Annotated in this window: 16 protein-coding genes; 15 read left to right on the top strand and 1 reads right to left on the bottom strand. The window is 45.7% G+C overall.

What is annotated here, in order from left to right:
* The first annotated feature begins 345 nt into the window (after nt 1-345).
* The 4 genes from BF9343_RS15300 (at nt 346) to BF9343_RS15285 (ending at nt 5,017) form a co-directional block, all read left to right on the top strand.
* Complete coding sequence (locus BF9343_RS15300) at nt 346-2,535, top strand: cation:proton antiporter (protein WP_005802769.1); 2,190 nt, start codon at nt 346-348, stop codon at nt 2,533-2,535.
* A 67-nt stretch (nt 2,536-2,602) separates the two neighbouring features.
* Nucleotides 2,603-3,442, top strand: a complete 840-nt coding sequence (locus BF9343_RS15295) for a patatin-like phospholipase family protein (RefSeq protein ID WP_010993300.1) — start codon at nt 2,603-2,605, stop codon at nt 3,440-3,442.
* 129 nt (nt 3,443-3,571) lie between these two features.
* The gene (locus BF9343_RS15290; protein ID WP_005789656.1) at nt 3,572-4,270 is read left to right on the top strand and encodes a type 1 glutamine amidotransferase domain-containing protein; all 699 of its coding nucleotides are present in this window, start codon (nt 3,572-3,574) and stop codon (nt 4,268-4,270) included.
* 18 nt (nt 4,271-4,288) lie between these two features.
* Nucleotides 4,289-5,017 carry a nitroreductase family protein gene (locus BF9343_RS15285; RefSeq protein ID WP_010993299.1) on the top strand — a complete coding sequence of 243 codons (729 nt, stop codon included), beginning with the start codon at nt 4,289-4,291 and terminating at the stop codon, nt 5,015-5,017.
* Here BF9343_RS15285 and BF9343_RS15280 read toward each other — a convergent pair.
* Nucleotides 5,014-6,279, bottom strand: coding sequence for an MFS transporter (locus tag BF9343_RS15280; protein WP_005789653.1), 1,266 nt, complete (start codon nt 6,277-6,279; stop codon nt 5,014-5,016). The genes BF9343_RS15285 and BF9343_RS15280 overlap by 4 nt on opposite strands.
* Before the next feature lie 1,351 nt (nt 6,280-7,630).
* Here BF9343_RS15280 and BF9343_RS15275 point away from each other — a divergent pair.
* From BF9343_RS15275 to BF9343_RS15225, 11 genes are all read left to right on the top strand, one after another.
* A complete protein-coding gene (locus BF9343_RS15275; protein WP_010993298.1) occupies nt 7,631-9,169 on the top strand; it encodes a DUF4082 domain-containing protein in 1,539 nt (512 codons plus the stop codon).
* A 46-nt stretch (nt 9,170-9,215) separates the two neighbouring features.
* Complete coding sequence (locus BF9343_RS15270; protein ID WP_005789644.1) at nt 9,216-9,989, top strand: BT1926 family outer membrane beta-barrel protein; 774 nt, start codon at nt 9,216-9,218, stop codon at nt 9,987-9,989.
* Nucleotides 9,990-10,143: 154 nt separating this feature from the next.
* Nucleotides 10,144-10,500: a helix-turn-helix domain-containing protein gene (locus BF9343_RS15265; RefSeq protein ID WP_005789642.1), complete on the top strand. Its 357-nt coding sequence runs from the start codon at nt 10,144-10,146 to the stop codon at nt 10,498-10,500.
* Nucleotides 10,501-10,750: 250 nt separating this feature from the next.
* Nucleotides 10,751-13,039 carry a TonB-dependent receptor gene (locus BF9343_RS15260; RefSeq protein ID WP_041926331.1) on the top strand — a complete coding sequence of 763 codons (2,289 nt, stop codon included), beginning with the start codon at nt 10,751-10,753 and terminating at the stop codon, nt 13,037-13,039.
* A gap of 124 nt (nt 13,040-13,163) precedes the next feature.
* Entirely contained in the window at nt 13,164-15,032 is a 1,869-nt protein-coding gene (locus tag BF9343_RS15255; RefSeq protein WP_010993296.1) for a GH32 C-terminal domain-containing protein, read from the top strand.
* A 45-nt stretch (nt 15,033-15,077) separates the two neighbouring features.
* The gene (locus BF9343_RS15250; RefSeq protein WP_005789635.1) at nt 15,078-16,244 is read left to right on the top strand and encodes an MFS transporter; all 1,167 of its coding nucleotides are present in this window, start codon (nt 15,078-15,080) and stop codon (nt 16,242-16,244) included.
* Between the two features lie 31 nt (nt 16,245-16,275).
* Nucleotides 16,276-17,166: a carbohydrate kinase family protein gene (locus tag BF9343_RS15245; RefSeq protein WP_005789633.1), complete on the top strand. Its 891-nt coding sequence runs from the start codon at nt 16,276-16,278 to the stop codon at nt 17,164-17,166.
* A gap of 186 nt (nt 17,167-17,352) precedes the next feature.
* Entirely contained in the window at nt 17,353-20,076 is a 2,724-nt protein-coding gene (locus BF9343_RS15240; protein WP_010993295.1) for a hybrid sensor histidine kinase/response regulator transcription factor, read from the top strand.
* A gap of 30 nt (nt 20,077-20,106) precedes the next feature.
* On the top strand, nt 20,107-20,451 hold the full coding sequence (locus BF9343_RS15235) for an MGMT family protein (RefSeq protein ID WP_005802790.1): 345 nt from the start codon (nt 20,107-20,109) through the stop codon (nt 20,449-20,451).
* Between the two features lie 334 nt (nt 20,452-20,785).
* Nucleotides 20,786-22,012, top strand: a complete 1,227-nt coding sequence (locus BF9343_RS15230) for a quaternary amine ABC transporter ATP-binding protein (RefSeq protein ID WP_010993294.1) — start codon at nt 20,786-20,788, stop codon at nt 22,010-22,012.
* Nucleotides 22,009-22,833: an ABC transporter permease gene (locus BF9343_RS15225; protein WP_005789625.1), complete on the top strand. Its 825-nt coding sequence runs from the start codon at nt 22,009-22,011 to the stop codon at nt 22,831-22,833. Before BF9343_RS15230 ends, BF9343_RS15225 begins: the two co-directional genes overlap by 4 nt.
* Nucleotides 22,834-22,838: the final 5 nt, after the last annotated feature.

Below are 22,838 nucleotides of genomic sequence, written 5' to 3'. Positions count from 1 at the left end.
ACAGGAGAATGAAAAGCGATACCTTTTGGTCTTTATAAGGCAAGTTTAAGGTTTCTTTTTGATAGGTTTCGAAGCACTGCCCCGTTGGTTTTAAATTAACGGGGCTTACCTTTTAAACCCAAATACCTTTGATTTAAAACCTATTTTTGTATTTGTATAGTGCTGCTTTTGAGTTGGTTATGGTTTTGTGCCGCCACGAATCGGTTTCATCCCGGTCTTCGCCTGCTTTGTCTGCTCTGTGGTGAAAATACTATTTCGAATAGATTTAAACTTACTCTAAAACTATTTTTTATTTTGGTTTGTTTTATCTTTGCATAGACACACTTCACAAAAAAATATGCTTGTATGCAGAGAGCCAAAAAGAATTATCTTATTTATGCGGTTATGTTGCTCCTTTTCGGGGCGCTTATTTACATGGCTATCGAGGAGGGAGATCGTTTTTCACACCATGCGGTAGCATCGTCAACTGTCGCAGAAGACACTCCTTTCACTATGTTTTGTCAGTTTGTCACCGACAACTTACATCATCCCTTGAGTATATTGCTGATACAGATCATTGCTGTCCTGCTGATGGTAAGGCTTTTCGGCTTTCTGTTCAAGCATATCGGGCAGCCCGGGGTGATTGGTGAGATTGTGGCGGGTATTGTGTTGGGGCCTTCTGTGTTAGGCTATTTTTTCCCGGATGTGTTTCAAGCCCTTTTCCCTCCCGAATCTCTTACCAATCTGGAGTTGCTGAGCCAGGTCGGACTGGTTCTTTTCATGTTCGTAATCGGGATGGAACTAGACTTTAGCGTACTCAAAAACAAGATAAACGAAACATTGGTCATCAGCCATGCGGGTATATTGGTTCCGTTCTTCCTCGGCATCGTGGCATCCTACTGGATTTATGAAGAGTATGCGGCTGCCCAGACCGCCTTTCTGCCGTTTGCCCTCTTCATCGGTATCTCAATGAGTATAACCGCTTTTCCGGTGTTGGCACGCATCATTCAGGAACGGAATATGACAAAGACTTCTTTGGGAACTTTGGCCATTGCTTCGGCTGCCAATGATGACGTCACTGCCTGGTGTCTGCTGGCTGTAGTCATCGCCATAGCCAAGGCGGGAACGTTTGCCAGTGCCCTTTACGCCATCGGGCTGACGGCTCTTTATATCATTATCATGTTTATGGTGGTACGTCCTTTCCTCAAGAAAGTGGGAGAGGTGTATGCCAATCAGGAGGTGATTAACAAAACATTTGTGGCGCTGATTCTGCTGATTCTCATCATTTCTTCCACGCTTACCGAGATTATCGGTATTCATGCCCTGTTCGGTGCTTTCATGGCAGGAGTGGTGATGCCGCCCAGCATCGGATTCCGCAAGGTGATGATGGAAAAAGTAGAAGATATTGCCCTTGTCTTTTTCCTTCCTCTTTTCTTTGCCTTTACAGGATTGCGTACCGAGATCGGATTGATCAACAGTCCGGCGCTTTGGGGTGTCTGCCTGCTGCTGATTACGGTTGCCGTAGCAGGAAAACTGGGAGGATGTGCTGTTGCCGCGCGTTTGGTAGGTGAGTCCTGGAAAGACAGTTTTACTATCGGTACGCTGATGAATACACGGGGACTGATGGAACTGGTGGCACTGAATATCGGATACGAAATGGGAGTACTTCCGCCTTCTATCTTTGTAATCCTCGTCATTATGGCATTGGTAACTACTTTTATGACGACTCCGTTGTTACACCTTGTCGAGCGGATTTTTGCCCGTCGTGAAGAACGCTTGTCGGCCAAGCTGAAGCTGGTCTTCTGTTTTGGCAGGCCGGAGTCGGGACGCAGCCTGCTTTCCATCTTTTTCTTATTGTTCGGAAAGAAGATGAAAGCTGCCCAGGTCGTTGCTGCCCATTTTACAGTGGGTACGGATCTGAACCCCCTGAATGCAGAACAGTATGCCCGAGATAGTTTTTCCCTCGTGGACGAAAAAGCTTCCGAATTGGGACTTAGCGTTGAGAATCGTTACCGGGTAACCGATAAATTGGTACAGGATATGATCCGGTTGGCACGAAAAGAGCGTCCCGATATGTTTCTGTTGGGAGCCGGTAGCAAGTACAGGCCGGATACTGCGGGAAGCAATGGGGTGCTGTGGCTCTCTCTGTTTCGCGATAAGATAGACGATGTAATGGAGCAGGTGAAATGTCCGGTTGCTGTTTTTGTCAATCGTGGCTATAGCGGCAGCTCCCCCGTCTCTTTCGTACTGGGGGGAGTGATTGATGCTTTTTTGTTGACTTATCTTGAAAGTATGTTGGAAGGGGGAGCACAGGTTCATCTCTTCCTTTTTGATACGGATGATGAAGCTTTCCGGCAATCGACCGATCCGATCTTGGCAAAATATTCGTCTCAGATCCGGACGCAGCCTTTTAGTGGTGCTGCCAATCTGACTTCGGCAGCGAAGGATGGCTTGCTTGTGATGAGTCACTTATCTTATACGAAGCTGTCCGAAGAAGAAGAGGTGTTCCGCGATTTGCCTTCACTGTTGGTCATCCGGAGGCCTAAGAAGGGTTGAAGTTTCAAACCCGACAACTGCTGATTCGTATTGATTACTGAATTCTAACGACTAATTATTTTGAAAGATGACAATTGATAATCAAACCGGTCTGGTACTCGAAGGAGGAGGTATGCGCGGCGTATTTACCTGTGGGGTACTGGACTATCTGATGGACCATGATATTCGTTTTCCCTATACAATCGGGGTCTCTGCGGGAGCTTGCAACGGGCTTTCGTATATGTCTCGCCAGCGTGGACGGGCCAAGTACAGTAACATCGACTTGTTAGAGAAGTACCATTATATCGGATTGAAGCATTTGCTCAAGAAACGGAATATCCTGGACTTCGATCTTCTCTTTACGGAATTTCCCGAACATATTCTTCCTTACGATTATCAGGCATACTTTGATTCGCCCGAACGATATGTGATGGTGACTACCAATTGCCTGACCGGGGAAGCCGATTACTTTGAGGAAAAAAAGGATAAGAACCGTGTAATCGACATCGTCCGTGCTTCCAGCAGCCTTCCTTTCGTTTGTCCCATAGCTTATGTAGACGGCATCCCTATGCTGGATGGCGGTATTGTAGATTCAATTCCTTTGCAACGTGCCATACACGACGGATATCGGAATAATGTAGTTGTCCTCACCCGGAATCGTGGTTATCGGAAAGAGAACAAAGACATCCGTATTCCTCCTTTTGTCTATCGTAAATACCCCAAGATGCGGGAAGCGTTAAGTCGGCGTTGTGCTGCGTACAATGCACAGTTAGAGATGGTAGAGCGTATGGAAGAGGAGGGGGACATCCTTGTCATCCGTCCTCAGAAGCCTGTTGTGGTGGACCGCATTGAACGTGATATTCAAAAACTGACCGATCTCTATGAGGAAGGATACGAATGTGCGAAGCGGCAGTTTGAAGTTCTCTGATGATGTGTCCGGTGTACTGAAAATAGGGATGACCGTAGCCACCGAAAATAAAGTTAAAACTCCGGTTAGCAAGATAACAAGTCGGTTGTAGGTGCGTTTCTATATCACGTCACTATAAAATAATATATTATGGATGCTTTAAAGATGCTGATTGTTGTAACCGGAACCGATATGTATGCCGATGGTAACCTGCAAACAGGGTTATGGCTCAGTGAGTTGACCCATATCTATCATTGTGCCGAAGAGGCAGGGTATGAAATAACCGTCGCAAGCCCCAAGGGCGGCAATGTTCCTGTTGATCCGGAGAGTCTAAAACCGATGATGTTGGACAAACTTTCTAAGGATTATTGGGATGATCTTGAATTCAGGCGTGAATTGCAGCATGCAAAAAGTTTAGCCGAAGTTTCCGGACAGCTATTTGACTGTGTTTATTTGGCAGGTGGTCATGGTGCGATGTATGATTTTCCTGACGATACTGTATTGCAGGCGATTATTGAAAAGCATTATGAGAGTGATAAAGCAGTAGCGGCCATCTGTCATGGTGTAAGCGGGCTTTTGAATGTTAAACTGTCCGGAGGAGAGTATCTTATCAAAGATAAAAAGATCACAGGCTTTTCTTGGTTTGAAGAAAGTTTGGCCGGGAGAAAAAAGGAAGTACCTTTCGACCTTGAGGCTGCACTCGAAAAGAGAGGAGCCGACTACGAGAAGGCATTGATTCCGATGACCTCGAAAGTAGTGGTGGACTGTAACCTGATAACGGGACAAAACCCGTTCAGTTCAAAAGAAATGGCAGAAGTTGTAATGCGGCAATTGAGTCGCGAAAAGTAATTTTGATTATTATAGGAAATGAATTTAGAAGAAGTCTTAAATTATCGTCGTTCCGTGCGGGTGTTTGATAAAACGAAGCCGTTGGACCCTGAGAAAGTGAAACATTGTCTGGAACTGGCAACATTGGCGCCTAACAGTTCAAATATGCAATTGTGGGAGTTTTATCAAGTCATACAGCCGGAATTGCTGGCAAAAATATCCAAAGCCTGCCTTGATCAGACCGCAACTTCAACGGCTTCGGAGGTTGTTGTTTTTGTTACGCGTCAGGATTTATACCGGATCCGGGCAAAGTTCGTGCTTGATTTTGAAAGAGGAAACGTGAGACGAAACAGTCCCAAAGAACGTCAGGAAAAACGTATTAAAGACAGAGAGCTCTATTATGGAAAGCTAATGCCGTTTCTGTATGCCCGCTTCTTTAGGATACTGGGACTCCTGAGATCTGTATTGGCTAAGGCTATCGGCCTTTTCCGCCCCATTGTGCGTGAAGTTTCCGAAAGTGATATGCGTGTTGTCGTCCACAAATCTTGTGCACTGGCTGCCCAGACATTTATGATTGCCATGGCAAACGAAGGATATGATACCTGTCCTTTGGAGGGTTTTGACAGCAAACAAATGAAGAAACTATTGAAGTTGCCTCATGGGGCGGAAGTGAACATGGTGATCGCCTGTGGAATACGGGATGGAAACAAAGGAATCTGGGGTGAACGGGGCAGAGTACCGTTTGATGAAGTTTATCATAGAGTTTAATGTTGTTTGTATCCATTTAGGCCATAATACAAAATGTAAGCTTCCCCGGCGATGACCAACAGCCATGTCCAAAGCCAGTTGCCACCCATCACATCGGCAAAGATTCCTTGTAAAAGAGGGATAATACCTCCGCCGATGACTCCCATTGTCAGCACTCCGGATGCCTTAGTGGTATATTTCCCCAGTTGGTCGGTTGCCAATGTAAAAATGGCCGGCCACATGATGGAATGAAAAAAGCCTATCAATGTCAATATCCAGGGATTGGCCGTCAGCATAGCAAGCACGAGTAGTACGATGGCTCCGATGGAGGCTATCACCAGTTGCTTTTCGGAAGGGACCTGCTTGATAAAGGAGCCTAAGAAGCGTCCCAATAACAGCAATCCCCAATATAAGGCAGCCATGTGGGTAGCGTTTGAGGCGAACGATCCTCCGAGTTCGGATGCATACATATTGACATTAGCTCCGACGGCCACCTCGATGCCTACATAGAAGAAAATACCCCATACCCCTAATTTCAGGTTTCTAAAGGACCATACGCTTTTATCAAATTTTTCTCCCGGTGCTTGGCGTACATTGTCGATAGAAGGCATTTGTGTTTTACCAACTAAAAGAGTAATAATCAGCATGATCAGAATCAATATGATCAGTGGGATAATGAACTGCTTCGTCACGATGTCGTGCAAAGGTGTTCCGTGAAATATCAGATAACTGATTACCAACGGAGCGATAGCCATACCTATCGAGTTGCTTGTTCCGCCGATCATCTGTCGCTGCAAGGCTGTTGTTTTACCAATCCGGCAAACTGTGAGATATAGATTGAGCACTACTTGCAGGATCGTTGCGGCTACACCGATCACAAAAGAGCCGATCAGAAAAATGAAAAAGCCGACAGAAATGTGATTTCCGATGATGGAGACCTGCATGGGCGTATATATATGGAAAAGCACAGCTGCTTCGTAGATTGCCAGTCCGGCGATAAGTATCAGTAAGGCAAGATAAGATGTTTTTCGGTATCCGTATTTTTCCAGCCATCGTGTTCCGAATCCTTCGGATAGGGGATAGGCAAGAAACCATGAAAAATTCAGCATTGTCACCAATGCATTGGTGATATTACCATCGTGGGGCAGCATAGCTGTTTGTAACGGTATCTGGAATTGTTGATTGATGACGGTGAAAAGTCCCACGATAAAATACAATATCAGCATTACCATAAATACGGTAAACACGTTTACGACTTTGGTTTGATTGCGCTTTTGGTTCATAAGAGATCATTTGAATTACATGTTTGGGAAACAATCTTTTGTTTTGAAAGTTGTGTGAAAACATATTATTTACCTATATTATAATGAAATTTGAAAGAGTACTTCATAACTATGTTAGCTAATACAAGACATAAACAAAGTTAGACCAATATATAATTTAGGTTGAAAAGGCTATGATGGGCATTAATTGTTCATATCTATAAAAGCAGGTGTCTGAATAGGGATTTGGGTAGCCATTGAAAGTAGCATCGGTATCTATACTTACCGATTGTTATTATGTAAGCAATATCTCGAAATCTATATTAAAAAGTGGGAAAAAGTGATCTTGGGATAACTCTCTGTTTTCAAAAAAATAGTGAGACAGGAGTGGATCGGCAAGCGAAATGCAAATATTGAGCCTGTTTATACCATGAAATCCGGAAGTCGGCAACAGGAAGTTAACATCGTAAAAACAAAGAACTAACTTCTTGGCAAGAGAAAGTTAATATCCTGAAAGCAGGAAGTTAACTTCCTGCTTTCAGGATATTAACTTTCAGACAAAAAAGCAAGGTCAGGTTGTAGAAAAAACAATAAATAGAATAAAAAAAAGGGTATTTCTTTCTGGAATCCAATCACAAACGGGTAGCATGCGAATAGCATTTTGAAATCATTCAGGTACTTCAGGCTTCGATCTTGTTACGACATCCGTCAACAATCCTTTATTGTGATCAAAATATCCTCTAAATACAAGATGCGTGAATTGTACTATTGCAAAATCCACACGTTTTTATCCTATCCGTTCCCTTTGGGCTGTAAAAAAGCGCTTCTCCGCATTTTAAAAATACAAAATGGCAGACTGTAAGTGAGCGTGAAAAACAAGTTGTATCAGCACTTTCTTCTACGTTAGTAGATTAGAGTAGATGGAACTGAGAAAAAGGCAGGTGGAAGATGGGAGGATGGAGCTGCCTGATATATATATGGTATACCTTATTATATGTAAATGCAGTTGTGTTTCTTTTTCTTTTTATCCGGGAGCTTTTTTACGATTATATTCGCGTAAGTGTTTTTTGGGGTTGCGTGTTGAAGGCGCATGAAGAAGAAGTTTGAATGTGGCTTGTATGATAAAATCCCATTAAAATTCAACCTTATTGAAAAATTAGAATTTTTTTTCTCTTAACTCTTGCTTAGTATAATTATAATATCTATATTTGCTTCGAACAATTAAATATACCCAATTATTAAAGGGAACTTTAAAAAGTATGTTAACCATTGGCAGTTGGCAAATATAGCCAATTTTGATAGAACAGAGAAGAATTAAGGTATTACACTAATATTGAATTACTTATATTATTAACACTAAAAAATTGAGATTATGAAAAAGAAACTCATGATGGTTGCAGTGCTTCTGGGTGCTTTGTCACTGGGTGCTTGCGTAGACAATGACGAATCGGCATCGGTAGAAGCGGTACGTAATGCGAAAGCTGAACAGTTAAAGGGCTTGGCAGCATTGGCAAATGCACAAGCTGAGGCTACAAAAATTACAGCTGAGGCAGAAGCGGCATTGAAAAATGCACAAGCTGAATATCAGAAAGAAATGACTGAAGAAGCTAAACAAAAGTTTGCAGTTAAAATTGAGCAGATCAAGGCTAAAGCCGAGCAAGATATTGCCGCAGCAAAATTGCAAGCTGCCCAAGATCAGCAGGCATTATTGGATCTTGCCGACAAACGATTGAGAGAACTTTATAGCCAATATTCTATTGCTGTAGGTGAGCTTAATCAATATACCGGTAGAAAACTGAATGCAGTCACTGAACTTACTGCTTTGGAGAGTGGTATAGTTGATTTTAAGACTCAGCAAGAAATCAATATTGCCCGTCAAGAGAGATATATAGCAAACTATAATTTCCAGATCGGACTGTATGAAAAGTACGAGAAGGTGGATAAGACGGAGCTGGAACAAAAGGCTATCACATTGCGTAAAGAATACGATAAAGTGAACGCATTGGTAGGACCTAAAGAAACGGCTAGATACAATGCTAACAAAGCTTTTGAAGAAGCTAGCTATAGATTTAATTCTTACTACTATCCGGAACCTAATTCTAATGGTGAAAACTATGTAAAAGATCCTATTAAGACAGTTGCCAGTGTAAAGACTTTTGAAGCTAAACGTTGGTGGAATGTATATGCTCAGGAAAATAAAGCGTTATCAGCTAATAAATCTATTCCATATTATACATTGAATGCTTCAGGTGTTGAAAGTAAAAAGCAGGAACTCGCTAATACATTGAAATATAATAAAAGTTATTTGGGCACTCCTAAGGCAGGGGAAACTCCTGCTAAAGGACTGTATAAAGATTTAGCTACTGCGGAAACTAATTTAGAGAATGCTAAAAAGGCTGATCCGGTAAATCAAAGTGACGTAGATTATTGGCAGGGAGAAGTTGATCAAGTAAAGGCTAATATTGAATCAGCTAAAAAACTAATAGCGGATAATGAAGCAGATGTTGCGGAGTTCGCCGCATTGATCGCTACATTCTCGGGTGACGATTTGAAGGCTTATGATAAAGCGGTTGAGGATCAGAAAGCGCTTGCGGAAGCATTGGAAACAGCTCTTAAAGAATTGAATGCCGCACAAGAAGCTTCTTCCAAGGCTGAAGCTGAATGGCAGACCGCTGCAAGTGCTGCAAACTCTGCTTTCGATGTTGATAAAGCTATTGAAGATTTGAAATATAGTATTGCTGGTTGTGAACAACTGATTATTACTTATAAAACTCAGATCAATAGCCAAGAAGACGCCATTGCCAGCAAGAAAGCTGAGATTGAAACAATCAATACTCAGATTGAAGCTCAGACTGCAATCGTAAATAACTGGAAGGCTCAGATTGAAGCTGCTATCGAAGCACAGAAATAATCGCCAATAGTAACGGCAAAAAACAACAAATTAAAAAAAGTATCGTATGAAAATAAAAAGACTTTTAGTGTTGGCCGTTCTACCCATGCTGTGTCTTGCAGTGAATGCACAGAACTCCAGTAAAGACAATACTCCTAAAAAAGGAGACTTTACGGTAGCAGCTACTGTTGGATACAATAGTTACACAAGTGTCACAGCCCCTTCGGGGCTGCTGACTGACTATGAAGTCAGAGCGCTCTCTACCAACTGGGCAGACAAAAAGCTGATGGTTGGTTTTGAAGGAGGCTGGTTCTTCAAAGATCAGTGGAAACTAAATTTGGGTGGCGGTGTCAGCTTCACGAATAACCCCGGTTATCCGGCTGTTCCCGGCACAATAGACGATTCGAATAAGAATAACTCGGCTGACGAGAATATGGGAGAGATTCCTAATTATCGTGCCGTAGCCGATGCTCAGTCGTTCGCCTATAATGTGTCAGCAGGTGTTGATCGTTATTTCAACATCAAGCGTGTTCCTAACCTGATGTGGTATACAGGTATTCGCGTAGGTTTTGCTTACGGTGAAAATGAAATGAAGTATGATGAAGAGACCTCTATGGGCAAATCTATTGCCGAGAGTTGGAATCTTCGCGGCGCCTTGACTATCGGTGTCGACTACTTTGTTCTTCCTGCACTCTATATCGGTGCGCAGATTGATCCGTTTGCATATACGTACAACAAGACTACGTATAACCCGCAAGCAGGTCTTGGCGATCTGTCGGCAGACAGCCACAACTACAGTGTGCTGGCCGCTCCGACATTTAAGATCGGATTTAAGTTTTGACCTCTATCTCCATCCGGCTGATAGGCCATCGGCCGGGTGGACGATTTTATAAATAAATAAGTCCATTTATTTATACCTCCCCGGTGTCCGTGACGGCTGTCGGGGATTTTTATGTGATTGGTATCTTTGGGAAAGACTGAATGGTATTTGGAATATGAAAAAGAGTAATATATACATAGGTGAAGTGATAAAACAGGTCATAGCCGAAAAGCAGGTGACAAAGGCCGAGCTTGCCCGTAGGTTGGGGGTAAAACCACAGAGTGTGGACTATCTGCTGACACGGAAAAGTATCGATACGGATACCCTGTATAGCTTGTCGTTGGCGCTGGATTATGATTTCGCTGTTTTATATTCCATAAAGAAAGAGCATGCCCTTGCTACGGACGAAGAGTCTCCGTTTAAAGTGGGAAATGCAAAGATCAGTTTAGAGATCGAGTTGCGTCCCGATGAAATGTTGAAACTGAACCTGAAACAGAAGATTGCAGACTTGTTGGAAGGAAAGGGAAAGTGATTTTACATATCTGATATCTTCTTTTCACCTGCTTTTCTATAAACAAATAGAAGGAAGAAGGGAATTACCTCGTATTTATAATTCTAAAAAGATCTTTTTACTTCTTTTGTAAGTTGTTGATAATTAGAGGATAAATAGTAGACGAAACAAAATTAGCAGCCTTTGAAACAAATCTTTTAGTTGGGAAATGGGATTCCGCGTTCCTTTGCGGCATCAAAACAATCTCAATCAACTAAAAAATTTAAGTACCATGATGAAGAACCAGAAAAGGGCTGTTTGCTTGCTGGCTTGCTTGCTGATAGCGGGCTTCACAGCTGCACAGGAAAAGAAAGAATCTGCTCAAACAGCTTCCGGATCAAAGGAAGAAGGCAATCGTAATGTTATGCTGAACGCTTCGAGCGCCAATGGTCCCCGCGAAATCTCTATCGGCTTGCCGGGTGGAGACGTAAATGTACTCGAAAACGGACTCCCCGTAGTCTATACCTCTAATCCGCATAATGTAAATACGCACTGGCGTGGAGACAGCAGTCTCGGGCACGTCGGGTTGCTCAAAATCTCCGAAACCGCCATTACTACCGGCAATATCGGTTATGCTGTAAACTCTTTCACCCAGTTGGGAACAGAAAAGTTTCGTGGAATCGTCAATTATAGTACCAATCACTTTGGCAAGCAGCAGTTCGATGCTAATATCAGCGGTGGTATGGGGAAAGGATGGTTCTACAGTGGAAGCGTTTACCAAAATTTTGATCCGGGCAGTTTCAAACTGCGTTTTACATCGAATCAGGACCGTACTCAAATCTATAAAGCAGCCCTGACCAAGAATTATAATGAAGGACGCGGACAGCTGTCGGCTATCTATCACTACAGCAACAGCCGTTGGCCAAGCAACGAAGTGACTTCGGCCCCTTTCATCTATGTAGGCGACGGTAGCGTGAAAGAAATACCGGGATTCAGCCTCGGAACAAGTTCCTATCTGCCTACAACGGGCGAAATGCTCTACCGTGACATGCGTACGGGTGAACTGAAGGAGACCAATCTTTATGATGCCACTTTGAATAGAGGAAACCAGTTGACCTTGCTCAACACGTACACCTGGGATAATGGCCTGAACTGGAAGATCAATCTGAAGTATGATCATGCCTTGGGTTCGTATGTCTACCAGACTCCAATGGCCATGGAACAGAAAGATGCCTCTGCCGGTTACTACCTGAAAGCGGTAGACGGTACATTGAAACCGTATGAAGGATATGTGCAGAGCCGCATGTCTTGCCTTAACCGGGGAAAAATCGATGAGTTTTTCGCTACCTCCGAACTCTCCCGTTCCTATCGTAATACGACCTGGAGAATCGGAGTGAACGAATGGCACTATAAGGTGGATTATGCTTCGAATACTACCATGTACGATCATACGGTAGGGGAGTATCCCGAACGTCTGGTACGTGAAGGGAATACAGATGGTGTATATTACGATTTCAATAAGAATGCTTCGGAATATTATAAAGGACATGAAAACAAACTGGCTGTTTATGCCACTCACGATTGGGATATTTCGCCCAAGTGGAACGTGTATTATGGCGCCCGTCTGGAATGGCAGCACCTGGAAGGTGAAAATGCGGCTGTATACGATGCCGAAGGGAATGCCGTAGGCCGTTTCCCGGATTATTACCTGGGAGCTGTGTCCGATAAAGGAGTCAGGATCACTCCCCGTCTTTTCGACTACGACTGGATGAACATGGCCTTTACTGCCGCCGCTACTTATAAGCTGACCCGTGAATTTGGTTTTACCGCCGATTTCACTTACAACACACAGCGTCCCGGCTTGTCGAACTTTGCACCGGCCACTATGCCCAATACCGATAAAATCTCTGTTCCCCTGGGACGTGCCGGGGTCTATTATAACACCGATTGGATCAGTCTGACCTCTCTGTTCTCTTATATCTCGAAGACGAATAACAACTCGACACTGAACCTGATTAATCCGAATGACCAGACTGAGATTCTCGCCGCCCCGTTGAGTTATGACATCCAAACCATCGGCTGGACGACGGATGCAGTGATCAAGCCGTTTAAGGGCTTCAACTTCCACTTCTTGTTCACTTATCAAAGTCCGACTTACAAGAAGTATGAAACGAGTGTGACCTTTAAAGACGGTACGGTGGGGGAGATCGATGCCACAGGGAATATTGTGACGGAGATTCCGAAAGTGCTTGTCGAACTGGATCCCAGCTATAACATCACGAATGATCTCAGAGTCTGGGCCAGCTTCCGCTACTTCAGCAAGACGTATGCCAACATTAAAAATGCTTACTATTTCAACGGACGCTGGGAAACCTTCGGAGGTATCAACTGGACGGTGAACAAGCATCTTGCGTTGAGTGCCACGGTTATCAATTTCCTGAATCAGACCGGGGCTAAAGGAAGCATTGCCGGTGCCGAACTGGTGGACAAAAAAGATGCGGCATCTTATAACGGTCATTGGATGGCGGGCAGTTATATTCGTCCGTTTACCGTGGAGCTGGCTGCCAGTATCCGCTTCTGACAGGAGTTTGGTATCAATCGTTATACAATTTGAAACAAAATTAATAGCCGGTGGCAGATATCTCCGCTATATTTGCCACCGTAAATACGGCTATTACATTACTTAATAAAAATACCATGTTATCATGAAAACAACTTTTATGAATGTAAGTAGAGGAGTGATCGGTGCTTTGGCTTTCTCTCTCGGAATTTCGTCTTGCCAAAGCTCACAAAGTAAAATGATATTTGAACAGGAAGGCGACAGCCTTACGGTGATTCATATTACAAATCCTACGCAGTATTTACTTTTGCCCGTCGAGGAGAAGACTCCCGAAGCACAGGTCTGCATTGCTTCGGACTCGGTTCCGGTAGACATGGACGTACGCCTGTCAAGGGAGAAAGTGGACTATTTTGTTCCCTTTGCTTTGCCTAAGGGAGAGAAAGAGGTAGCCGTGCGTATCCGTCACTTGCCGAAGGAGGCTTTGTGTTGGAAAGAACTCAAGCTTTCGGATACTTTTGACACGACCAATACAGACCAATACCGTCCCTTGTATCACCATACTCCGCTCTACGGATGGATGAACGATGCCAACGGACTGGTATATAAAGATGGTGAGTATCACTTGTTCTATCAGTATAATCCTTACGGCTCGATGTGGGGCAACATGCACTGGGGACATTCGGTGAGCAAGGATCTGGTGCACTGGGAACATCTGGAGCCGGCACTTGCCCGCGATACACTGGGACATATTTTCTCCGGCAGTTCAGTAGTGGATGATGCCAATACGGCCGGATATGGGGCAGGGGCCATCGTTGCCTTCTACACTTCGGCCAGTGATAAAAACGGGCAGATACAATGTATGGCCTATAGCACTGACAACGGACGTACGTTTACCAAATATGAAAAGAATCCGGTTCTGACTCCGTTTGACGGACTGAAAGATTTCCGTGATCCGAAAGTATTCTGGTATGCTCCCGATCAGAAGTGGGTGATGGTGGTGTCGGCCGATAAAGAGATGCGTTTCTATTCGTCGGAGAACCTGAAAGAATGGACCTATATGAGCGGTTGGGGTGAAGGTTACGGGGTTCAGCCCAGCCAGTTCGAATGCCCAGATATGGTAGAACTTCCGGTAGACGGCAACCCGGACCATAAAAAGTGGGCGCTGATAGTCAACGTGAATCCGGGATGTTACTTTGGGGGAAGTGCCACCCAATACTTTATCGGTGACTTTGACGGAGAGAAGTTTGTTTGCGACAATAAGCCCGAAACGGTGAAATGGCTCGACTGGGGAAAAGATCACTATGCGACGGTCTGCTTCTCGAATACGGGTGACCGTACGATTGCGGTTCCCTGGATGAGTAACTGGCAATATGCCAATATTGTGCCTACCCGTCAGTTCCGCAGTGCCAATGCATTGCCCCGCGAACTGAGCCTTTATACACAAGATGGGGATATCTATATGGCTGCCGCCCCGGTGGAAGAGACCAAGTCATTGCGTAAAGAATCCCGGGAGATTCCGGCTTTTGAGGTGGGGGATGCTTATCATGTCGATTCGTTGTTGTCCGATAATAAAGGGGCTTACGAAATAGAGTTGGAACTGGCAGCCGGCTCTGCCGAGATTATGGGACTGAAGCTGTTCAATGAAAAAGGGGAGAATGTAGATATCTACATCAGCCTTCCGGAGAAAAAGTTGGTGATGGACCGTACGAAGAGCGGCATCGTAGACTTCGGCAAAGACAGTGCCCCGCATGCCATCGAGGCACACGATCGCCGGAAACAGAACTCTATTAATTATGTAGACGATTTTGCTTTGGGTACCTGGGCTCCGGTGCAGAAAACCGGTAACTATAAATTGGATATCTTTGTAGATAAATGCTCGGTAGAAATCTTCCTGAACGGAGGTAAGATTGCTATGACGAACCTGATATTCCCTACAACTCCTTACAATCAGATGAGTTTCTACAGTCGTGGGGGAGCCTTCAAGGTGGATCGGTGCAAGATATACAGGTTGTAGTTCCTCTATCGCCTCCCGTTGAGACATTCATTAAATTAACATATCATGGAAAATACCAAAAACAACTCTTACATGAAACTCATCCCGGTGATGCTCTGCTTCTTTGCCATGGGATTCGTAGATCTGGTGGGCATTGCCTCCAACTACGTCAAAGCAGATTTGGGACTGACGGACTCACAGGCAAACATCTTTCCGTCGCTCGTTTTCTTCTGGTTCCTGATCTTCTCTGTACCTACGGGGATGCTGATGAACCGCATCGGGCGTAAAAAGACCGTGTTGCTCAGCCTGGTGATCACTTTCGCATCATTACTGCTACCGGTCTTTGGTGATAGCTATTTGCTGATGTTGGTCTCTTTCTCGTTGCTCGGCATTGGCAATGCGTTGATGCAGACATCGCTCAATCCGTTGCTGTCGAATATCGTGAGCGGCGAGCGCTTGGCAAGTACCCTGACCTTCGGGCAGTTTGTAAAGGCCATCGCCTCCTTCCTAGCCCCTTATATCGCTATGTGGGGAGCTATTGAGGCCATCCCTACCTTCGACTTAGGCTGGAGAGTGCTGTTCCCCATCTATATGGTGGTGGCTGTAGTCGCTATTTTGTTACTCAACGCCACGCAGATCACCGAAGAACCGGAAGAGGGCAAACCTTCCACTTTCGGTCAGTGTCTCGCTTTGCTGGGTAAACCCTTCATCCTGCTCTCGTTTTTGGGCATTATGTGTCATGTGGGGATCGATGTGGGTACCAATACTACAGCACCGAAGATTCTGATGGAACGTCTGGGCATGACTCTGGCGGATGCCGGGTTTGCGACCAGTCTTTACTTCATTTTCCGTACGGCAGGTTGTTTTCTGGGAGCTTTCATTTTGCAGAAGATGGCGGCTAAAACCTTCTTCGCTATCAGTGTGTTGTGTATGCTGGCCGCCATGTTCGGGTTGTTCGTTTTCCAGGACCAGGCGATGATTTATGTCTGTATTGCCCTGATCGGGTTTGGCAACTCTAATGTATTCCCCATCATTTTCTCGCAGGCAATGCTCTATATGCCGGACAAGAAGAACGAGGTTTCCGGCCTGATGATTATGGGACTTTTCGGTGGAACGATCTTCCCGCTGGCAATGGGAGTGGCTTCGGATGCTGTGGGACAAAGCGGAGCGGTAGCGGTGATGCTGGTCGGAGTACTCTATCTGATGTTTTATACATGGAGAATCAAGAAATAACCGGATTTATAGATAAAAATTAATTCATACCATGAACAGTATAATCGTAGGAATGGGCGAAGCGCTATGGGATGTGCTGCCCGAAGGAAAGAAAATCGGGGGAGCCCCGGCTAATTTTGCTTATCATGTGTCTCAGTTTGGTTTCGACAGCCGCGTTGTCAGTGCGGTAGGAAATGACGAACTGGGTGACGAGATTCTGGAAATATTCCGGGAGAAACAGTTGAAGCACCAGCTCGAAAGGGTGAACTACCCGACCGGAACGGTGCAGGTGACTCTCGATAACGGCGGAGTGCCGTGTTATGACATCAAAGAGGGAGTGGCATGGGATAATATTCCTTTCACAGACGACTTGAAACGTCTGGCTTTGAGTACACGTGCTGTCTGTTTCGGCTCGTTGGCACAGCGCGACGAGGTGAGCCGTGCCACTATCAACCGCTTCCTAGACACCATGCCCGACATGGAAGGACAGTTGAAAATATTCGATATCAACCTTCGTCAGAACTTCTACACCAAGGAGGTCTTGCGTGAATCTTTCCGGAAGTGCAATGTGCTGAAGATTAATGATGAGGAATTGATCATTATCAGCCGCATGTTCGGTTATCCCGGCATTGACCTGCAGGATAAATGTTGGATTCTGCTGGCCAAGTACAACCTGAAGATGCTGATCCTGACTTGCGGAACGAACGGAAGTTATGTATTCACTCCCGGTACGGTCTCTTTCCAGGAGACACCGAAAGTTCCGGTTGCCGATACTGTGGGGGCGGGTGATTCGTTTACAGCGGCTTTTTGTTCATCTGTTTTAAAAGGAAAGAGTATCCCTGAGGCACATCGGCTGGCGGTAGAGGTATCTGCTTACGTATGTACCCAAAGTGGAGCGATGCCCGTACTTCCGGAGGCTTTGAGGAATCGTTTGAATGACTAATGTGTTGGTTTATATAGGGTTATTGATTGGTTAATAGAAAGTTCCGTTTGGTTTAAAATCAGGAGAGTGTTTCATAACTCACCTTTTTTTAAACCAACGAGACTTTGGTTTTAAACCAAGCAGGTGGGAGATTCCGGAGGGAAATTGTTATATTTGCCTCCGGAACCTTTTATGTAATAACCGACCATGAACCGTATACTTTTCTTACTCGGACTGATGCTGTCGGGACTGCTTGTCTCGTGCAGTCCGGATGCTCCCCGATATACCATCGGTGTGTCACAATGCAGTGACGACACCTGGCGTCACAAGATGAATGACGAGATACAGCGGGAAGCTTTGTTCTACGGAGGAGTCAAAGTAGAGACACGTACGGCGCATGACGACAGCCGGCGTCAGATAGAAGACATACGATACTTCATCCGGCAGAAGGTTGACCTGCTGATTGTAGCAGCCAATGAAGGAATGGCTCTTACTCCGGTTGTCGAGGAGGCTTTCGATAAAGGAATACCGGTGATTATGGTAGACCGCAGAATACTTTCCGATAAATATACCGCATACATCGGAGCCGACAATTATGAGTTGGGCAAAGCCGTCGGCAATTACATAGCCCATCGCCTGAAAGGGCGCGGAAAAGTAGTCGAACTGAGCGGACTTGTCGGTTCTACTCCCGCTATCGAGCGCCATCAGGGGTTTATGAGTGCCATCAGCCAATATCCGGACATGACCTTGCTTGCCAGCGAAGATGCAGGATGGCTGCAACAACCTGCCGAGGCAAAGATGGACTCCCTTTTGCAACGTTTTCCGGAGATCGATGCCGTATATGGAATGAATGACCGTATGGCTGCAGGGGCTTTTCGGGCTGCCGGTCGTCGAGGACGGGAGAAGGAGATGATTTTTGTGGGCATCGATGCCCTGCCGGGTAAGGGGAATGGAGTGGAACTGGTGCTCGACAGCGTACTGGATGCCACCTTTATCTATCCCACCGAAGGGGATAAAGTGGTGCAACTGGCAATGGATATTCTCGAAAAGAAACCTTTTGAACGGGAAACGAAGTTGAAGACGGCTGTAGTCGATGCGGTAAACGCGCATGTGATGGAGTTGCAGACAAACCATATCGGTGAGCTGGATGGAAAGATCGAGACACTGAACGACCGTGTGGGGATATATCTCTCGAGGGTGGCTACGCAACGGATAGTGTTGTACGGAGGCCTGATCATCCTGCTGTTGATCGTCGGGTTGCTGATTGTAGTATATAAATCGCTTCGTTCCAAGAATCGCCTGAACCGGGAGCTGTCACGGCAAAAGGAGCAGTTGGAAGAGCAAAGAGATCAGTTGATCGAACTTTCCCATCAGTTGGAAGAGGCTACCCATGCCAAACTGGTTTTCTTCACCAACATTTCACATGATTTCCGTACTCCTCTCACTTTGGTTGCCGATCCTGTGGAACAGCTACTGGCAGATCCGTCGCTGGAAGGTGACCGGCGTAGAATGTTGTTGCTGGTGCAACGCAATGTGCAGATCCTATTGCGTCTGGTCAATCAAATACTTGATTTTCGCAGATACGAGACCGGAAAAATGGAGTTTACACCGGTTCCGCTCGACCTGTTGCAATGCTTTGTAGAGTGGAATGATTCGTTTCAGGCGGCTGCCCGGCGGAAACATATCCACTTCTCTTTCGACAGTATGCCCGATACGGATTATCACACACAGGCAGATGCGGAGAAGCTGGAACGCATTTACTTCAATTTGTTGGCAAATGCCTTTAAATTCACTCCGGAGAATGGAAAGGTCACTGTCCGTCTTGCGGCTCTGCAGAAGGACGGCGCGCCTTTCTTCCGTTTCACGGTGGCCAATACCGGCAGCCTGATTTCGGCTGAACACATTCGCAGCATTTTCGATCGGTTCTATAAAATCGACAGGCATCATACCGGTTCCGGCATCGGGTTGGCATTGGTGAAAGCATTTGTCGAGATACATGGCGGAAGTATTAGTGTGGAGAGTGACGAACGGTTGGGAACTGTCTTTACTGTCGATCTGCCGGTGCGGACTTGTGAAGAGGGGGCTTGTGTGGTGACTGCTCCGATGGAGGAGTCTGCTCCGGACCGGGTGGACAGCCTGCTCTGCGAGGATGAAGCGGAAAACCTGAATGATCCGTCCAAACCTTCTGTCCTTGTGATCGACGATAATGCCGACATCCGTGCTTATGTGCATACGTTGCTCAATTCGGAGTATTCGATTATTGAAGCTGCGGATGGTACCGAAGGAATCCGTAAAGCGATGAAGTACGTCCCCGATGTGATTATTTCGGATGTGATGATGCCGGGGATCGATGGCATAGAGTGTTGTCGGAGGCTGAAGGGAGAACTGCAAACCTGCCATATTCCCGTTATCCTGCTTACGGCCTGTTCGCTCGATGAGCAACGCATCCAGGGATATGCGGGAGGAGCCGATTCATACATCTCAAAACCGTTCAGTTCGCAACTCTTGTTGACCCGTATCCGAAATCTGATTGAATCGAGGCAGCGTATGAAGCAGTTCTTTGGCGACCGGCAGACGCTGGCGAAAGAAGACATTTGCGATATGGATAAAGATTTTGTGGAGAGGTTCAAGTCGCTGATCGAGGTGAAGATGGGTGATTCGGAACTTAATGTGGAAGATCTGGGCAAGGAGATGGGGTTGAGCCGGGTTCAGCTTTATCGGAAGATCAAGTCGCTCACGAACTACGCTCCCAATGAGTTGCTCCGCATGGCACGTCTTAAAAAGGCGGCATCTCTGTTGGCTTCTTCGGATATGACGATAGCGGAGGTCGGATATGAAGTGGGATTCACATCTCCTTCGTACTTTGCGAAGTGTTACAAGGAGCAGTTCGGTGAAAGTCCGACGGAGTTCCTGAAGAGAAGCGGATTATAAAGGAACTCACTGTATAAAAGCAATACATCCATGAAAGATTATAAAGAAAATAAATCTAATTTGTCCGAAACTTTTTGTAATGAAGTATACAGTGTCGTGCGTGAGATTCCTGCCGGTAGTGTTACTACTTATGGCGATATTGCCGCTTTGCTCGGGATGCCGCAATATTCACGCATGGTGGGGCGTGCCTTGAGGCAGGTGCCTGCCGGTTTAAACCTCCCTTGTCATCGGGTAGTCAATGCCATAGGCCGATTAGTGCCCGGATGGGACGAGCAACGGCGGCTGCTGGATGCCGAAGGTGTTTCTTTCCGTAAAAATGGATGTGTCGACCTCAGGCTTCACAGGTGGAGGGATGACAGTGTGCTGGCCGATTGATACTGACTCTTTTGTAGGGGTTTATGTACGTGTAATGCGCCTGCCGGAAATAATGCGATGAACCATTTGAACGTTCGGCTTGTTTACTTAATTGTCTGCATACGCATCTTTGGAAGATAGCTGTGTGCAGATGTGAAATTGACTTTCGGGATATAGTAAACTATCTGTTGACAGGAATCCTGTCTGTAATAATCGGGTAAAGAAATCATATTTGACCGGGGAACGGCGGAACCGTCGCTTCCCCGGCATCAACTTCCTTGCTATAAAGAAGTGCTTGTTTTCGTGTGTATAGGTCACCCGATCTGTTTTTTTAATAATCTAAACCCTATTATGTATGAGTAAAATAACGATTAAAGACTTGTATCTCATTTTTGGCAATGACAAACAGCATGCTTTACGCATGTTGAAGGAAGAAAAGAGCAAAAGTGAGATATTGAAGGCTACCGGATGTACGGTGGCCGTAAAAGATGCAAACCTATCTATCCGGGAAGGAGAAATATTTGTGATTATGGGACTTTCGGGAAGTGGAAAATCAACTTTGCTGCGTTGCATCAACCGATTGATAAAACCGACCTCAGGCGAAGTGATCATTAACGGGAGAGATATTTCTAACGTCACTGATAAAGAATTGCTCCGTATCCGAAGAAAAGAGCTGGCTATGGTGTTCCAGCATTTTGGGTTGTTGCCCCATCGCTCGGTGTTGCATAATATAGCTTTCGGACTGGAACTGCAAGGAGTAAAGAAACAGGGGCGGGAGCAGCGGGCAATGGAAAGCATGCAACTGGTAGGACTGAAGGGCTACGAGAACCAGATGGTCGGCGAACTGTCGGGAGGTATGCAGCAACGTGTCGGTTTGGCCCGTGCGTTGGCCAATGATCCTGAGGTGCTGCTGATGGATGAGGCTTTTTCCGCTCTCGATCCTTTGATTCGCATACAGATGCAGGATGAATTGCTGACTTTACAATCTAAGATGAAGAAGACCATTGTGTTTATTACCCACGATTTGAATGAAGCTATTAAATTGGGCGACCGGATTGCTATCATGAAAGATGGTGAGGTGGTACAGGTAGGCACTTCGGAAGAGATCCTGACAGAACCGGCCAATGCTTATGTAGAGCGCTTTGTGCAGAGTGTGGACCGTAGCAAGATTATTACCGCTGCATCAGTGATGGTAGATAAACCCCTTGTGGCCCGATTGAAGAAAGAGGGACCGGAGGTGTTGATTCGTAAAATGCTCGAGCGTAACCTGACTGTGTTGCCTGTGGTCGATGCAAACAATGTGCTTGTGGGAGAGGTCCGGCTGAAAGATTTGCTCCGATTGCGTCAGGACCAGGTGAAGTCGATCGAGTCGGTTGTCCGGGAGGAAGTGCATTCGGTGTTGGGAGATACGATACTGGAAGATATTTTACCGTTGATGACAAAAACCAATTCGCCTATCTGGGTAGTGAACGAGACCCGCGAGTTTCAGGGAGTTGTTCCGTTGTCATCGCTTATTTACGAGGTAACCGGAAAGAACAAACAAGAAATCAATGAAATCATTCAAAATGCAATAGAATTATGATCAACATAGGACAATATATTGAGATGCTCATCAACTGGATGATGATACACTTCTCCACTTTTTTCGATGCACTCAACTTAGGCATCGGTAGTTTTATTAATGGATTCCAGCACATACTGTTCGGCATTCCTTTCTATCTGACCATTGCGGCAATGGTGCTGCTGGCATGGGCGAAAGCCGGACGCGGGGTTGCAGTTTTCACCCTTTTAGGCTTGTTGCTTATTTATGGTATGGGATTCTGGGAAGCCACTATGCAGACATTGGCACTGGTTCTGTCATCCACCTGCCTGGCCCTTATCGTAGGGGTTCCCATCGGAGTATGGACGGCAAACAGCAATCGTGCCGAGAAGGTGATACATCCCATTCTCGACCTGATGCAGACCATGCCAGCCTTCGTCTATCTGATTCCTGCTGTTTTGTTTTTCGGCCTGGGAGTGGTTCCGGGAGTATTTGCTACAATCATCTTTGCGATGCCTCCGGTGATTCGCCTTACAGGGCTTGGCATCCGTCAGGTGCCAAAGAATGTGGTAGAGGCTTCACGCTCGTTCGGAGCTACCCGATGGCAGTTGCTTTATAAAGTACAGTTGCCCCTTGCTTTGCCCACCATCCTGACCGGAGTGAACCAGACGATTATGATGTCTCTTTCCATGGTTGTCATTGCGGCTATGATTGCTGCCGGCGGTTTAGGAGAAATCGTTTTGAAAGGTATCACCCAGATGAAAATCGGGCTGGGCTTTGAAGGAGGTATAGCCGTTGTCATATTGGCAATTATTTTAGACCGGATTACTCAGGGAATGGTCCGTCGGAAGGACAAAAAATAGAAAGG

The organism is Bacteroides fragilis NCTC 9343 (assembly GCF_000025985.1).
GTDB classification, from domain to species: Bacteria; Bacteroidota; Bacteroidia; order Bacteroidales; family Bacteroidaceae; genus Bacteroides; species Bacteroides fragilis.
This window is presented reverse-complemented; position numbering and strand designations above follow the sequence as displayed.

Bases quoted from the DNA above. Each gene is read 5' to 3' on its own strand.
- BF9343_RS15300 (WP_005802769.1), top strand. From the start codon at position 346: ATGCAGAGAGCCAAAAAGAATTATCTTATTTATGCGGTTATGTTGCTC.
- BF9343_RS15295 (WP_010993300.1), top strand. From the start codon at position 2,603: ATGACAATTGATAATCAAACCGGTCTGGTACTCGAAGGAGGAGGTATG.
- BF9343_RS15290 (WP_005789656.1), top strand. From the start codon at position 3,572: ATGGATGCTTTAAAGATGCTGATTGTTGTAACCGGAACCGATATGTAT.
- BF9343_RS15285 (WP_010993299.1), top strand. From the start codon at position 4,289: ATGAATTTAGAAGAAGTCTTAAATTATCGTCGTTCCGTGCGGGTGTTT.
- BF9343_RS15280 (WP_005789653.1), bottom strand. From the start codon at position 6,279: ATGAACCAAAAGCGCAATCAAACCAAAGTCGTAAACGTGTTTACCGTA.
- BF9343_RS15275 (WP_010993298.1), top strand. From the start codon at position 7,631: ATGAAAAAGAAACTCATGATGGTTGCAGTGCTTCTGGGTGCTTTGTCA.
- BF9343_RS15270 (WP_005789644.1), top strand. From the start codon at position 9,216: ATGAAAATAAAAAGACTTTTAGTGTTGGCCGTTCTACCCATGCTGTGT.
- BF9343_RS15265 (WP_005789642.1), top strand. From the start codon at position 10,144: ATGAAAAAGAGTAATATATACATAGGTGAAGTGATAAAACAGGTCATA.
- BF9343_RS15260 (WP_041926331.1), top strand. From the start codon at position 10,751: ATGATGAAGAACCAGAAAAGGGCTGTTTGCTTGCTGGCTTGCTTGCTG.
- BF9343_RS15255 (WP_010993296.1), top strand. From the start codon at position 13,164: ATGAAAACAACTTTTATGAATGTAAGTAGAGGAGTGATCGGTGCTTTG.
- BF9343_RS15250 (WP_005789635.1), top strand. From the start codon at position 15,078: ATGGAAAATACCAAAAACAACTCTTACATGAAACTCATCCCGGTGATG.
- BF9343_RS15245 (WP_005789633.1), top strand. From the start codon at position 16,276: ATGAACAGTATAATCGTAGGAATGGGCGAAGCGCTATGGGATGTGCTG.
- BF9343_RS15240 (WP_010993295.1), top strand. From the start codon at position 17,353: ATGAACCGTATACTTTTCTTACTCGGACTGATGCTGTCGGGACTGCTT.
- BF9343_RS15235 (WP_005802790.1), top strand. From the start codon at position 20,107: ATGAAAGATTATAAAGAAAATAAATCTAATTTGTCCGAAACTTTTTGT.
- BF9343_RS15230 (WP_010993294.1), top strand. From the start codon at position 20,786: ATGAGTAAAATAACGATTAAAGACTTGTATCTCATTTTTGGCAATGAC.
- BF9343_RS15225 (WP_005789625.1), top strand. From the start codon at position 22,009: ATGATCAACATAGGACAATATATTGAGATGCTCATCAACTGGATGATG.